Origin of the sequence: Nocardioides sp. NPDC004968 (assembly GCF_040608935.1) — a bacterium.
GTDB lineage: Bacteria > Actinomycetota > Actinomycetes > Propionibacteriales > Nocardioidaceae > Nocardioides.
The window spans coordinates 106,859-119,894 of sequence record NZ_JBEXJF010000008.1 but is presented as its reverse complement, the minus strand read 5'-3'; the positions used below and the strand labels follow the sequence as shown (position 1 = coordinate 119,894).

Annotated in this window: 9 protein-coding genes; 7 read left to right on the top strand and 2 right to left on the bottom strand. The window is 71.1% G+C overall.

Annotated features, from left to right (window positions below):
- Position 1: 1 nt before the first annotated feature.
- The 3 genes from meaB (at position 2) to ABZU72_RS11410 (ending at position 2,527) form a co-directional block, all read left to right on the top strand.
- Positions 2-946: a methylmalonyl Co-A mutase-associated GTPase MeaB gene (gene meaB, locus ABZU72_RS11420; protein WP_355018972.1), complete on the top strand. Its 945-nt coding sequence runs from the start codon at positions 2-4 to the stop codon at positions 944-946.
- 64 nt (positions 947-1,010) lie between these two features.
- Entirely contained in the window at positions 1,011-1,517 is a 507-nt protein-coding gene (locus ABZU72_RS11415; protein ID WP_160027818.1) for a PH domain-containing protein, read from the top strand.
- A 50-nt stretch (positions 1,518-1,567) separates the two neighbouring features.
- Positions 1,568-2,527, top strand: a complete 960-nt coding sequence (locus tag ABZU72_RS11410; protein ID WP_355018971.1) for a tetratricopeptide repeat protein — start codon at positions 1,568-1,570, stop codon at positions 2,525-2,527.
- On the opposite strand, the gene ABZU72_RS11405 is transcribed toward ABZU72_RS11410, so the two are convergent.
- Positions 2,500-3,426: a LysR family transcriptional regulator gene (locus tag ABZU72_RS11405; protein ID WP_355018970.1), complete on the bottom strand. Its 927-nt coding sequence runs from the start codon at positions 3,424-3,426 to the stop codon at positions 2,500-2,502. The two genes, ABZU72_RS11410 and ABZU72_RS11405, sit on opposite strands and share 28 nt — an antisense overlap.
- Positions 3,427-3,499: 73 nt before the next feature.
- Here ABZU72_RS11405 and ABZU72_RS11400 point away from each other — a divergent pair, with 73 nt between their 5' ends.
- The 3 genes from ABZU72_RS11400 to ABZU72_RS11390 all read left to right on the top strand — a co-directional run bounded on the left by ABZU72_RS11400 (position 3,500) and on the right by ABZU72_RS11390 (position 11,200).
- Complete coding sequence (locus ABZU72_RS11400; RefSeq protein WP_355018969.1) at positions 3,500-4,432, top strand: EamA family transporter; 933 nt, start codon at positions 3,500-3,502, stop codon at positions 4,430-4,432.
- Between the two features lie 123 nt (positions 4,433-4,555).
- Complete coding sequence (locus tag ABZU72_RS11395; protein WP_355018968.1) at positions 4,556-7,750, top strand: family 78 glycoside hydrolase catalytic domain; 3,195 nt, start codon at positions 4,556-4,558, stop codon at positions 7,748-7,750.
- 9 nt (positions 7,751-7,759) lie between these two features.
- Positions 7,760-11,200 (top strand): glycosyl hydrolase, encoded by a 3,441-nt coding sequence (locus ABZU72_RS11390; protein WP_355018967.1) that lies wholly within the window; start codon positions 7,760-7,762, stop codon positions 11,198-11,200.
- 9 nt (positions 11,201-11,209) lie between these two features.
- Here ABZU72_RS11390 and ABZU72_RS11385 read toward each other — a convergent pair whose 3' ends face one another.
- Positions 11,210-11,953 carry an NUDIX hydrolase gene (locus ABZU72_RS11385; protein ID WP_355018966.1) on the bottom strand — a complete coding sequence of 248 codons (744 nt, stop codon included), beginning with the start codon at positions 11,951-11,953 and terminating at the stop codon, positions 11,210-11,212.
- Between the two features lie 170 nt (positions 11,954-12,123).
- Between ABZU72_RS11385 and ABZU72_RS11380 the strand changes: the two genes are divergently transcribed.
- Positions 12,124-13,005: an RNA polymerase sigma-70 factor gene (locus tag ABZU72_RS11380; protein ID WP_355018965.1), complete on the top strand. Its 882-nt coding sequence runs from the start codon at positions 12,124-12,126 to the stop codon at positions 13,003-13,005.
- Positions 13,006-13,036: the final 31 nt, after the last annotated feature.

The following is a 13,036-nucleotide window of genomic DNA, read 5'->3' as shown; positions in this document are numbered from 1 at the left end:
TGTGAGTGACCTGGTCGCGCGCGCCCGGGGCGGTGAGCCCCGGGCGGTCGCGCGGCTGGTGTCGTACGTCGAGAACGCCCCGGTCGGTGGGGGAGAGCGGCTCCGCGAGGTGATGGCCGCGCTCGCGCCTCACGGCGGGAACGCCCACATCGTGGGGCTCACCGGCGCGCCCGGGGTCGGGAAGTCGACCACCACCTCCGCGCTGGTCCGCGAGCTGCGCTCCGCGGGGCGCACCGTGGCGGTGCTGGCCGTCGACCCGTCCTCGCCGTTCTCCGGTGGTGCGCTGCTGGGCGACCGGATCCGGATGACCGACCACGCCACCGATCCGGGTGTCTTCATCCGCTCGATGGCCTCCCGAGGCCACCTCGGCGGGCTGGCCTGGTCGGCGCCGCAGGCGATCCGGGTGCTGGACGCCGCCGGGTTCGACGTCGTGCTGGTCGAGACCGTGGGTGTCGGCCAGTCGGAGGTCGAGATCGCCGGGCTCGCCGACACCACCGTGGTGCTGCTCGCGCCCGGGATGGGCGACGGCATCCAGGCGGCGAAGGCCGGGATCCTGGAGATCGGCGACCTCTACGTCGTCAACAAGGCCGATCGCGACGGCGCGACCAAGGTCCAGCGCGACCTGCGCGGGATGCTGCGCCTGACCGACCGCACCGAGGGGTCCTGGACCCCGCCCGTCCTCACCGCCGTCGCTCAGTCCGGCAAGGGTCTGGCCGAGGTCGTCGGCGCGCTCGACGAGCACCTGGATTGGCTGCGCTCCAGCGGGACGCTGGAGCTGCGGCGTACGCGCCGGGCCCGGGCCGAGGTCGAGGCCATCGCCGTCGAGACCCTGCGCGCGCGATGGTCGAGCGTGGGCTCGGACGGCGACCTGGACGCCCTGGCGGCGGACGTGGTCAAAGGCGTACGTGACCCGTACGCAGCGGCCGACACCCTCCTCGACGACTAGAGTTGTCCCGGCGTACGGCCTGTTCTCTCGCCATGGGTTCGGCGGAGTCACTATCGTTGGCGGTGTGAACCTCTTCGGTGTCGACATCTCCAAGCACCTCCTTCGCGACGAAGGCGAGGTCGTCGTCGACGAGGTCACCCATCACTGGGTCTCCTATCTCCGTCCGGTGGGCGAGGCGATCCTCGGGCTGGCGCTGATGATCGTCGCGGCGACGATCGACATGAACGTCGCCTGGATCATCGTGCTGCTCGCCTTCGCGCTGGTCGGGCACGCGTTCTGGCGGGCGCTGGTGGTCAGCCGGGACCGGTTCGTGGTCACCAACATGCGCATCTTCCGCGTCCACGGGGTGCTCTCGAGCGAGCTGGCGACCATGCCGCTGGCGCGAGTCCTCGACATCACCGTGAAGCAGTCGTTCACCGGCCAGATCTTCAACTACGGCCACTTCGTCTTCGAGTCGGCCGCCCAGGAGCAGGGCCTCAACAACATCTACTTCGTCGGCCGGCCGAACGAGCGAGACCTGACCATCCAGCGCGTCGTCCAGCGCGCCGGCCTGCGCGGCAGTGTGGGATAAACCAGCGTCGGGTGCCTGCCACCCTGGTGCCTGCTCATAGGATTGAGAACATGACGCAGCAGCCGTTCTCCCGCCCCGGAGCCGTCGATCTCTCCGGGCTCGCCAGCACCACGCCCGCACAGGACGCCTCCTTCGGCGGTCCGGCCGATGCGGCTCCCGCCCAGGGGCGGAGCGCCGGCTCCTACACCGTCGAGGTCGACGAGCAGATCTTCCAGTCGGTGCTCGAGGCGTCGATGACCGCTCCGGTTGTACTGGTCTTCTACGGTGCCTCCCGCTCGCCCGAGAGCGTCACCTACGCGGGCGACGTGTCGACGGTCGTGGAGGAGTACGACGGCCGTTTCCTGGTCGGCCTCGTCGACATCGACAAGAACCCGCAGATCGCGCAGGCGCTGCAGGTGCAGCAGGTGCCGCTCCTCTACATCCTGCTCGACGGCCGGCCGGTCACCCAGCCGATCCCGGGCGCGCTCAACCTCGAGGAGCTGCGTACGGTCTTCCAGCAGCTCGGCCAGCAGCTCACCACCCAGGGGATCGGCGGGCGACACAAGCCCAACGCCCTCGGCGGTGCCGTGGCGACCGAGGACGGGGACGAGCCGGCGATGGATCCGCGCTACGCCCCGGCCCAGGACGCCCTGGAGCGCGGCGACATCGACGCCGCCGTGGCCGAGTACGAGAAGCTGATCGCCTCCAACCCCGCCGACTCCGAGGCCGCCGCCGGGCTGGCGATGGCCAAGGTGCTGCAGCGTACGCAGGGGGTCGACCTCAACGCGGCCCGTGCCGCCGCCGCGGCCGCGCCCGACGACGTCGACGCGCAGACGCTCGTCGCCGACCTGGACCTGCTCGGCGGCCACGTCGAGGACTCGTTCATCCGGCTGGTCGAGCTGGTGCGGCGCACGTCGGACTCTGAGCGCAACAAGGCGCGCGAGCACCTGCTGGGCCTGTTCGCCGCGGTCGGCAACGACGACGAGCGGGTGCTCAAGGGTCGTCAGTCGCTGGCCTCAGCGCTGTTCTGAGCGGCCCTGTTCTGACCCGCGAGGGCCGTCAGCACGGCGGTGACCGCCGGTGAGGCGGCCATCGTGCGCCGGTGCAGCGCGAGGATCTCGCGCGTGGGGACCGGGTCGACGACGCGTACGGCGACCAGGTCCTCACCCAGCGCCGCCCGCCCCATGCGGGGGATGAGCGCGATCCCGAGACCGGCTCGCACGAGAGCCAGATGGCTGTCGAACTCCATCGAGACGTGCGCGATCCGCGGCAGATGGCCGGTGCCGGCGTACATCCGGTTCAGCCACTGCCGGCAGATCGTGCCCTCCGGTGTCGCGATCCAGTCCTCGGCGACGAGGTCGTGAGGGGTCACCTTGGCGAGCTGGGCCAGTGGATGTTCGCGATGGGTGATCACGTCGGCGATGTCGCGGTGGAGCTCGGTGGTGACGAGATGGTCGGGGATGGAGAGCGGAACGTCGCCCCAGGAGTGCACCACGCCGATCTCGCTGTGACCGGTGGCGACCAGGTCGACGGTGTCCCACGGCTCGCGCTCGGAGAGGGTGAGGGCGAGCTCGGGATGGGCGATGCGGAGCTCGCCCGCGACCGGCGCGATCAGTCCGCGCATCGCGGTCGAGAAGGCGGTCAGCCGCAGTCGGCCGGCCACGGTGGTGGCCTGCTCGTGCAGCCCTGACTCCAGCGACTCCATGTCGGCGAGCAGCCGCGACCCCTCGTCGACCAGATGCCGGCCGGCGTGGGTGAGCATGACGCCGCGCCCGATCCGCTCCAGCAGAGGTACGCCGACCTGTCGCTCGAGCCGCTTGACCTGCTGTGACACGGCGCTGGGCGTGAAGCCCAGGGCGTCGGCGGCCGCCACGACCGAGCCGTGGGTGTCGACGGTGCGCAGGGCGACGAGCGAGGCGAGGTCGATCATGAAGTAATGCTACGTCATCGGATGAAGAATCATTCGCTGGTGCTTCATTGTCTTTGGGGTCATCGTTGACGGTGTGAACCGCCGTGACTCGCTGCTCGCCGTCCTCGTCGCCGTCCTGTGGGGCTTCAATTTCGTCGTCATCGACTGGGGCCTCGAGGCGCGCGACGGGCATGCGGTGCCGCCGCTGCTCCTGCTCGCGGTGCGGTTCGTCCTGGTCGCGTTCCCGGCGGTCTTCCTGCTTCCGCGCCCGAAGGCGTCGTGGCGGGTCGTGGCGGCGGTAGGGGTCTTCATGAGCCTGGGCCAGTTCGGGCTGCTCTACACGAGCATGGCCGCCGGGATGCCGCCCGGTCTCGCCGGACTGGTGCTGCAGGCGCAGGTCGTGCTCACCATCGTCCTCGCGGCTGGTGTGCTGCGCGAGCGGCCGACCCTCCTGCAGGTGATCGGCGTCGTCGCCGGCGCTGTCGGGCTGGTCGTGGTGGCTCTCGGGCGGGGCGGCCACGTGCCCGTCGTCGCGCTGGTGCTCTGCCTGCTCGCCGCGCTGTCATGGGCGATCGGCAACGTGATCTCCCGGGCGGCCAAGGTGCCCGGCGGGCTCTCGCTGACGGTCTGGTCGGCCCTGGTGGTTCCGCTCCCGCTGTTGGCTCTCTCGCTGGTTCTCGACGGACCCGAGGGTGTCCGCGAGGGGGTGGCCGCCTTCGGCTGGGAGGCGCTGGTGTCCACGGCCTACACGGTGGTGCTGGCCTCGTTCGTCGGCTACGGGATCTTCAACTCGCTCCTCGCGCGGCACCCGGCGTCGTCGGTGGTGCCGTGGATCCTGCTGGTGCCGCCGGTCGCGATCGGCTCCGCATGGCTGCTGCTCGGGGAGGTGCCGAGCGCCGGCGAGCTCGCCGGTGGCGCCCTCCTGGTGATCGGGGCGCTGGTCGCTCAGGGGGTGGTGCGCCTGCCGCGGTCCGGCAAGGTCGCGGGGCCGCTCCCGGATCTCGTCGAGAGCGGAAAGCGCCGCTGAGCGCTCCCCGGATCTGACCCACGGACTGGCCGCATGCGGCCAGTCCGTTGCTGTGACTCCCGTCATAGGTGTGACGTGCGACATACTAACCTCCGTTGGAGTTGAATCGTTTCAGGAGGTGCGATGAGAGCCCTGGTGACCCTTGCGTTGGTGGCGTCAGCCGTCGGTCTGATGCCGTCCGCGGCAGTCGCGAGCGACCCGTCCGGCGGGGTTGCCGCCCCGGCGCGACTCAGCGTCGGAGGGGTGAGCGACCCGATCGGCATCGACGACCTCACCCCCGACCTGCAGTGGCGCAACGGCGCCGGTGTCGCCCGACAGACGGCCTACCAGGTCCGCGTCGCCTCGACCCGCAGCCGGTTGGGCGACCCCGACCTGTGGGACAGCGGTCGGGTCCGCTCGGCCGCGATGGCGACGTCCTACGCGGGCGATCGCCTCGGCTCCCGCGACAAGGCGTCGTGGCAGGTCCGGGTCTGGGACGCGGCCGGCCGGGCGAGCGAGTGGAGCAGGCCGGCCTCCTTCGAGATGGGCCTGCTCGACGAGTCCGACTGGCAGGGGCGGTGGATCACCGATGAGCGCTGGGCCGCCCCGCTCCATCAGGACGTCAGCATCGGCGCGCAGGAAGCCCGCTACGTACGGCTGACCGTGGTCGACCTCGGCCGTCCCGGCGAGCCCCTCGACGACCCGAACTGGAAGCCTCGCCTCGAGCTCGGCGAGATCGAGGTCACCCACGGCGCCGACGGGGCCAACCTCGCCGAGGGCGCCACCGTGACGGTCTCCGAGGAGAACTCCGAGCCGGGCGTGTGGGACCCCGCCTACCTGACCGACGGCAAGGTCACCACCGCGGACGACCCGCGTGGCTACCGCAGCGACTACCACCCCGAGACCGACGTCCAGGACCAGCCGATCGTGATCACGATCGACCTCGGTGAGCCGACGGCGATCGACACGGTCCGGCTCTACTCACTGTGGGACGCGCCCAGCGACTACGGCACCACGCCGAACTTCGCCCGCGACTTCCAGGTATCGGTCTCCGCCGACGACACGACGTTCACCAAGGTCGGTCCGCGGACCAAGGTCTCCGCGGTCTCCAACCTGCATACCTCGCCCGAGGGGCTGCCGGTGCTGGCCCGGGACTTCACCGCGGGTGGCGACGTCGCCTCCGCGCGGCTCTACGTCACCGGCGAGGGCGTCTACGACGCCTCGCTCAACGGCGAGCCGGTCTCGCCCGACCTGCTGCAGCCCGGCAACACCGAGCACAGCGTCCGCGTCCCTTACGCGACGTACGACGTCACCCGGCTGCTCCGCAAGGGCGGCAACACCTGGGGGATCGAGCTCGGCAACGGCATCTATAACGTCTTCAACACCCCCGAGATCCCCAAGCGCTACATGAAGGCGGCCGCCGGGCACGGCGCCCCGCGGGCGATGGGGCAGCTCGAGATCACCTACCGCGACGGCCGGCGCCAGACTGTCGCGACCGGCTCCTCGTTCAAGTCGACCCTCGGCGAGGTCACTTTCTCGAACTGGTACGGCGGCGAGGACCACGACGCCCGGCGCGACCTGGGCGCCTGGAACGAGCCCGGCGCGGACCGTGACGGCTGGCTAGACGCGGTCGACATCGGCGCCCCGGCCGGCGACCCGGAGCTGGTGGCTCAGCAGAGTCCGCCGATCCGCGAGGTCGACACCTTGGAGACCGTTGCCGTCAAGGAGCCGAAGGCGGGGACGTACGTCTTCGACCTCGGCACCAACTTCGCCGGTTGGCAGCAGCTGACGACCAGCGGCCCGGCCGGGACCACGATCACGATGCGACCGGCCGAGAAGCTCAAGGCCGACGGCACCGTCGACCAGGGCAGCGTCGGCGGCGACATCCGGGACCGGTTCACGCTGGCCGGCACCGGCGCGGAGACGTTCACGCCGAGGTTCGTCTACCACGGCTTCCGCTACCTCCAGGTCGAGGGCCTGACCACCGCGCCGACCGCCGCGACGGTGAAGGGGCTGGTGCTGCGCGCCACCGACCGGGCAGTCGGCTCGTTCGCCACCTCCGACGCTCAGATGACCGGGATCCACCGGATCATCGACCGCTCGGTGCAGTCCAACATGTACTCCGTCTTCACCGACTGCCCGCACCGCGAGAAGCTCGGCTGGCTCGACCAGACCAACCTGGTCTTCGACACCCTCGCCTACGGCTACGACGTCCAGGCGCACTACCGCAAGATGCTGCAGGACGTCGTGGACGCCCAGCAGGACGACGGCCTGATCCCCACCACCGCACCGGAGGACGCGCTCTTCGCCGGGGCCTTCCGGCACGACGCCAACTGGGGCGCGACCCTCGCGGTGTCGTCCTGGCAGATCTACCAGTGGTACGGCGACGACAGCGCCATGCGCGCCCACTGGCCGCAGATGGTGGAGTACGCCGACTACCTGGCCTCGATCTCGAAGGACGGCATCGTCTCCGGTGGCCTCGGTGACTGGATCACCCCGGCCTCACCGGCCACGCCTCCGGCGCTGACCCAGACCTGGGCCTACCACCGCATCCTCACCCATATGAGCCGGATCGCGGCCGCCCTCGAGAGCGACGCGGACGCCGCTGCGTACGAACAGAAGGCGGCGGAGGTGGCCACGGCCTTCCACGCGACCTTCTACCACCCGGAGACCGGGCTCTACGGCAACGGCGACCAGGCCAGCCAGGCTCTGGCGCTCCAGGAGGACCTCGTCCCGACCGACCTGCGCGCCGGTGTCCTGGACCGATTCGTCCAGCAGATCCGCGCCGCGGATGACCACATCGTCGTCGGTGAGGTGGGTCTGTACGCAGCCGTCGACCTGCTCTCCAAGGAACGGCTCGACGACGTGCTCCACGACTGGGTGCAGCGCAACGACGGGGTCAGCTACGGCAAGTTCCTCGCCGCCGGCGCGACCTCGCTGCCGGAGAGCTGGACCAGCTCCGGCGCCTCGCAGAACCACTACATGCTCGGCGCGATCGACTCCTGGTTCACCGGTGGGGTCGCCGGCATCACCCAGGCCGACGACTCGGTGGCTTGGAAGAAGGTCGTGATCGAGCCCGCGCTCGTCGGTGACGTCGGGTCGGCCGCGTCCTCCTACGAGTCGGTCCGGGGCACGATCTCCAGCTCGTGGGTCCGGACGGACGGACAGGTCCGGCTCACGGCCACGATCCCGCCGAACACCACCGCGACCGTCCGGGTGCCGGCAGCCGAGGGCGTCCGGGTCACCACCCCGACCGGCGCCCGCCGGGTGGCCTCGACGGTCCCCGGGTTCGCCGAGTTCGAGGTCGGGACCGGCACGTACACGTTCATCACCAGGTAGGAGCAGAACATGATCCGACTCACCGGCCTTCTCGCCGGCACCGCGGCCCTGGCGACAGCGCTCGCGCTCGGCACCGTACCCACCGATCCCGCGGTGGCGGCCCAGGGAGCGACCCAGGAATCGACCCAGAAATCGACCCAGGCACGCGGCTTCGATCCGGCGGCCTTCGCCGACCCGCCCAGCGACAGCCGCCCGGCCTTCTACTGGTACTGGACGGGCAACGTGACCCCGGACGTCGTCGACGCGCAGATGGCGGAGATGCGCGACAAGGGCGTCTACGAGGCGGTCCTCTTCCCCTACGGCGGCGACAAGATGCAGCCGGCGTTCTTCACCGAGGCCTGGTTCGACATCGTCGAGCACGTCCTGCGGGAGGCACAGCGCACCGGGATGCGGATCTGGCTGTTCAACGACAGCAACTTCCCCAGCGGCAAGGCGGGCGGCATCATCGCCAACGGCGGCACCGTCGGGGACAAGACGTACGAGCCGAGCCCCGAGCTGCGGCTGAAGGCGCTGCAGCGCTCGACGCGCGTCGTCGAGGGCCCGGCGACGATCGACCCGGCCGAGTCCAGCGGTCTCAGCGTCGAGGGCGGACGGCTCGTCGTGGACGCGGCCATCCGCGAGGGCGCGCACCCGATCAGCTCCGGTGCGACCTGGGGCGACTACACCGCGACCGGGAAGGTCACCCTGACCGCCTCCGGCGCGCAGCTCGTCGTACGTGCCTCCGAGGACGGCAGCCGCGGCTACCTCGTCGATGTCGACGTGAAGGGCAAGGCGAGCGTCTGGCGTCTCGACGGTGGCTCGCGGACCCGGCTGACCACCGGTGTGAACACGCCGGGCTTCTCGCCGCGGCGGGAGCAGACGATCAGCGTCACCGTCGCCGGCGACCGGATCCAGCCGGTGATCAACAAGACCGTCCAGCCCGAGGCGGTCGACGCGACGTACGCCACGGGTGCTCCGGCGGTCAGCGCGGAGTTCGGCGGCGTCGGGATCGAGGATGCGGTCGAGGGCCTTCAGCGCGTGCAGTGGAACGACCTGACCGTGACCGACCAGGCCGGGGCGACGCTGTGGTCGCAGACCTTCGAGGGCAGCGAGGCGATCGGTGACTTCGGCGGCCCGCTGGTCAGGCTGAAGGACACGGTCGCGGCCGCGGCTCGCCCGACGGGATCGACCGACGGTGGCGACCTGCTCGAGCTCACCCCGAACCTCGAGGACGGCTCCTGGACGGTGCCGGCGGGGCGCTGGCAGGTGGACACCTTCGCCCACACGACCCTGGTCGACGACACCAGCGGCTACCACCGGGGCTACCTCAACCTGCTCGACCCCGATGCGACCGACCGGCTGCTCGAGGTGGTGCAGGGGGAGTACCTGCGCCGTTTCGGCTGGGCGATGGGCTCGGTGGTTCCGGGCTTCTGGGACGACGAGCCCTTCATCTCCTCGGCTGAGCCGTGGCCCTTCAAGCGGCTCGCCTGGTCGGACGGTCTCGCGGACCTGATCGAGGACGCGGGCGGGTCCCCGGGCGTCGCGTTCACCGCCGCCTCCGACGAGCTCGGCCGCGCCGGTGAGCAGTACGCCGGGACCTACTGGCGCGCGGTCAACGACGCGTTCGCGACCAACTACTACCAGCGCCAGGCCACCTGGATGGGCGAGCACGGACTGCAGCTGATCACCAACCCACTGCTCGACGAGGAGGGCCCGCAGCAGCGGATGCACAGCACCGGCGACCTGGCCAAGAACAACCAGTACGCCCAGGTCCCCGGCACCGACATGATCACCACCGACTACACCGCGGGCAAGCAGACCACCCTGATGCGCAACGCCGCCTCGGCGGCCCACCAGAGCGGTGCCGAGCGTGCCCTGGTGGAGGTGTTCGGCAACTCCGGCTGGGGAGTCGCACCGGAGTACATGCACGCCACGATCGGTGCCCTGGCCACCCGGGGAGCCAACTTCACCGCGCTGCACGCGATGTGGACCGACGAGACCCAGGTCTACTTCGCGCCGCCGTTCGGGCCCGCCAGCACCTACTGGGACGCGATGGGCGACGTCGATGCCTGGATCGGCCGGGTCATGGAGCTCGGCCGGGGCGACTCGCTCGCCCGGACCGCCGTGGTGCAGCCGCAGCGAGCCGCGGAGCAGACCCGGGCGACGGACGCGGAGCATGATCTCGACGACCGCCTCGCCGAGGCTGCCTTCGCGCTCGAGCGCGGTCAGGTCGACTTCGACCTGCTCAGCGACGGCTCGCTCTCCGGCGACCCGGGCACGCGCTATCAGGCGCGCTCCGACGACGGTGAGCTGAAGGTCGGCGAGGCGAGCTACCGGATGCTCGTGCTGCCGACGACACCGGTGCTGGACCTGGAGACGGCCCGGACCCTGAAGAAGTTCGTACGCGGCGGCGGGCGGGTGGCGGCCGTCGGGCCGTTGCCCGAGCTGGAGGCCGGCGGTCGGACCGCCGAGCTGGACCGGGAGCTGCGCTCGCTGTTCGGTGGAGCCGCCGCGGGTTGGACCCGTCGCGGCGAGGGCCACGTCGCCGTGGTCGCGGACGCGGACGCTCTCGGTGGGCTGGCGGCTTCCGCCGGTGTCTCTGCCGCCGAGCTCAGCCCGGCCGCTCCGGCGGTGCGGGTGCTGCGTACCAGCCGCGACGGGGACGTCGCGTTCCTGGTCAACAACGAGAGCGACCAGGCCGTCAGCACCTCGGCGACCCTTCCGGTCGACGGCGTGCCGGAGATCTGGGACCCGCGCGACGGCAGCACCGAGGTCGCCGCGACGTACGACGAGGGCCGAAGCAAGGAGACCACCGTGCCGCTGCGCCTCGACCCCTACGAGACGCTCGCGATCGTCTTCCAGAAGGGCAGCAAGCCAGACGCGCACCTGGTCGGTGACCAGCTCGCCGAGTCGGTGACCCGGAGCGGGAAGGCGCTCGAGGCGACCGTCCTGGTCGACGAGCCCGGGACGACGACCCTCACCGGCAAGGACGGGCAGCGGACCTACCGCGGCGAGGCCACGACGACCGACCAGCTGCAGCCGATCGCGCTGGACGGCCCGTGGACGGTGAGGCTCGAGCGCGAGGGCGAGTCGGAGCAGACCAGGCCGCTGGGATCGTGGACGACCATCGACCCCCGCTTCTCCGGGAGCGCGACCTACCGCACCTCGGTCGACGTCACCGCCGCCGACCTGGCCGGACGGCGGATGCTGCTCGACCTCGGCGAGGTGCGCGACATCGCGCAGGTCACCATCAACGGGGTCCTGCTGCCGCGGGCGCTGTGGCGTCCGTACGTCATCGATGCCACCGAGGCGCTACGTGCCGGCGCGAACACGATCGAGGTCCGCGTCACCAACACGCTGCTGAACCAGCGCGGCAAGGCCAACCAGGTCCCGCCGACCTCCGGTCTGCTCGGGCCGGTCAGCCTCCGTCCGCGGGCGGTGGTCGTCGCGGAGCTGACGCCGTCGCGGTGAGGTTGAGCGCTAGGGGCGGCCCGACTCGGTGTAGCCGGGGCCGCCCCGCAGCGCGGCGAGGGCGGCCTCGACCCGGCGCGCGGTGAAGTCGGCGGCCCGCTCGCGGACCTCGTCGAGAGTGCAGAACGCCACCGAGCGGATCTCGCGCGGCTGGAGAGTGGTCCGCTCGACGATCGAGGACGGGTGGACGCCGCCGTCGAAGACGAGGCAGACGGCGTCGTCCCAGCCGCCCCACGGCGGCAGCCAGTCGGTGAGCAGCAGGTCGCCGGCCGGGAGGACGAGGGCGAGCTCCTCCTCGATCTCGCGGGTGGTGGCCAGCTTCGGCGACTCACCGACCTCCACGATGCCGCCGGGCAGGTCCCAGTCCTTCTTGTAGGTCAGCTGGCACATCAGGACGCGCTCCTCGGCGTCGCGCACCAGCATCTGCCCGATCGCGCGCTTGCGCGGGAGGAACGAGTTGAGCAGCGCCCGGAAGCCCTCGGGTGCCTCCACCGGGGCATCGCTCGCGACCCGGGCGTAGATCATCCGGTCCTTGCCGCCAGCCACGCCGCGGAGCAGCCCCTCGCGGTGCAGCCCCGACCAGGTCGCGGTGCGCTGTTCGGTCGGGTCGTCCGGGTCGACCAGCGCCTCCACCCGATGATGGGTGAGCAGCGCGGCGGCCACCTCGCGGCGTACGACATCGACGGCCTCGCCCGCGGCCCACTCGATCCGGGCAACGCCCTCCGCCACCGTCGTCGTCTCTGGCTCGCTCACGCCCCAACCCTAGTGTCACATCCTGATGAGTGCCGGTGTCTGGATGGTGACGAGATGGTCCCATGACACAGGAGGGCGAAGATGCCCAGCACGTTCAGGATCCCGAAGGTGGATCTGACCGGCCTCTACGGCGCGATCACGCTGGCGCTGGCGCCGGTAGGGTCGCTGGCATGAGTGACGATGCCGCGACGGAGGTCTTCGTCGCCCACCGCAACCTGCTCTTCACGGTTGCCTACGAGATGCTCGGCTCGGCCGCCGACGCCGAGGACGTGCTCCAGGAGACCTGGCTGCGCTGGGCCGAGGTGCCGCTGGAGGAGGTGCGCGACCACCGCGCCTATCTGGTGCGGATCACGACCAGGCTCGCGCTCAACCGCATCCGGACGCTGTCGCGCCGCAAGGAGACGTACGTCGGTCCGTGGCTGCCGGAGCCGCTGCTGACCGCGCCGGACGTCGCCGAGGACGCCGAGCTCGCCGACTCGCTCTCGACCGCCGTGCTGCTGGTGCTGGAGACGCTCTCGCCGACCGAGCGGGCGGTCTTCGTGCTGCGCGAGGTCTTCGCGCTGGGCTATGGCGAGATCGCGGCAGCGGTCGACAAGTCGCCGGCCGCCGTGCGTCAGATCGCCCACCGGGCGCGCGACCACGTCGCCGAGCGGCGGCCGCGCGAGTCGGTCTCGGCGGCCGAGGCGCGGCACGCCCTGGAGCGGTTCCGCGACGCCGCGACCGGCGGCGACCTGCAGTCGCTGCTGGACGTGCTCGCCCCCGACGTCGTGCTCTTCTCCGACGGCGGCGGAGTAGTGCAGGCGGCACGCAAGCCGATCCACGGCGCCGAGAAGGTGCTGCGGTTCTTCGCGGGGCTGGCGACGAAGTACGGCATCCCCAGGTTCGAGCTGACCAGCGTCAACCGCGCCCCGGGGATGCTGATCTACTTCGGCGAGGAGGTCGACGGCGTCGTCACCCTGCACGTTGAGGACGGCATGGTCACCGGCCTCTACTACGTACGCAACCCCTCCAAGCTCAGCGGCGTCGTCGAGCAGGTTCATCTGGAACGCTGAGGCCGACGCCGGCCCTGAGGCGGCGCGTGCA

Coding starts and splice junctions, on each gene's coding strand:
- ABZU72_RS11395 (WP_355018968.1), top strand. CDS start 4,556: ATGAGAGCCCTGGTGACCCTTGCGTTGGTGGCGTCAGCCGTCGGTCTG.
- ABZU72_RS11390 (WP_355018967.1), top strand. CDS start 7,760: ATGATCCGACTCACCGGCCTTCTCGCCGGCACCGCGGCCCTGGCGACA.
- ABZU72_RS11380 (WP_355018965.1), top strand. CDS start 12,124: ATGAGTGACGATGCCGCGACGGAGGTCTTCGTCGCCCACCGCAACCTG.
- ABZU72_RS11410 (WP_355018971.1), top strand. CDS start 1,568: ATGACGCAGCAGCCGTTCTCCCGCCCCGGAGCCGTCGATCTCTCCGGG.
- ABZU72_RS11405 (WP_355018970.1), bottom strand. CDS start 3,426: ATGATCGACCTCGCCTCGCTCGTCGCCCTGCGCACCGTCGACACCCAC.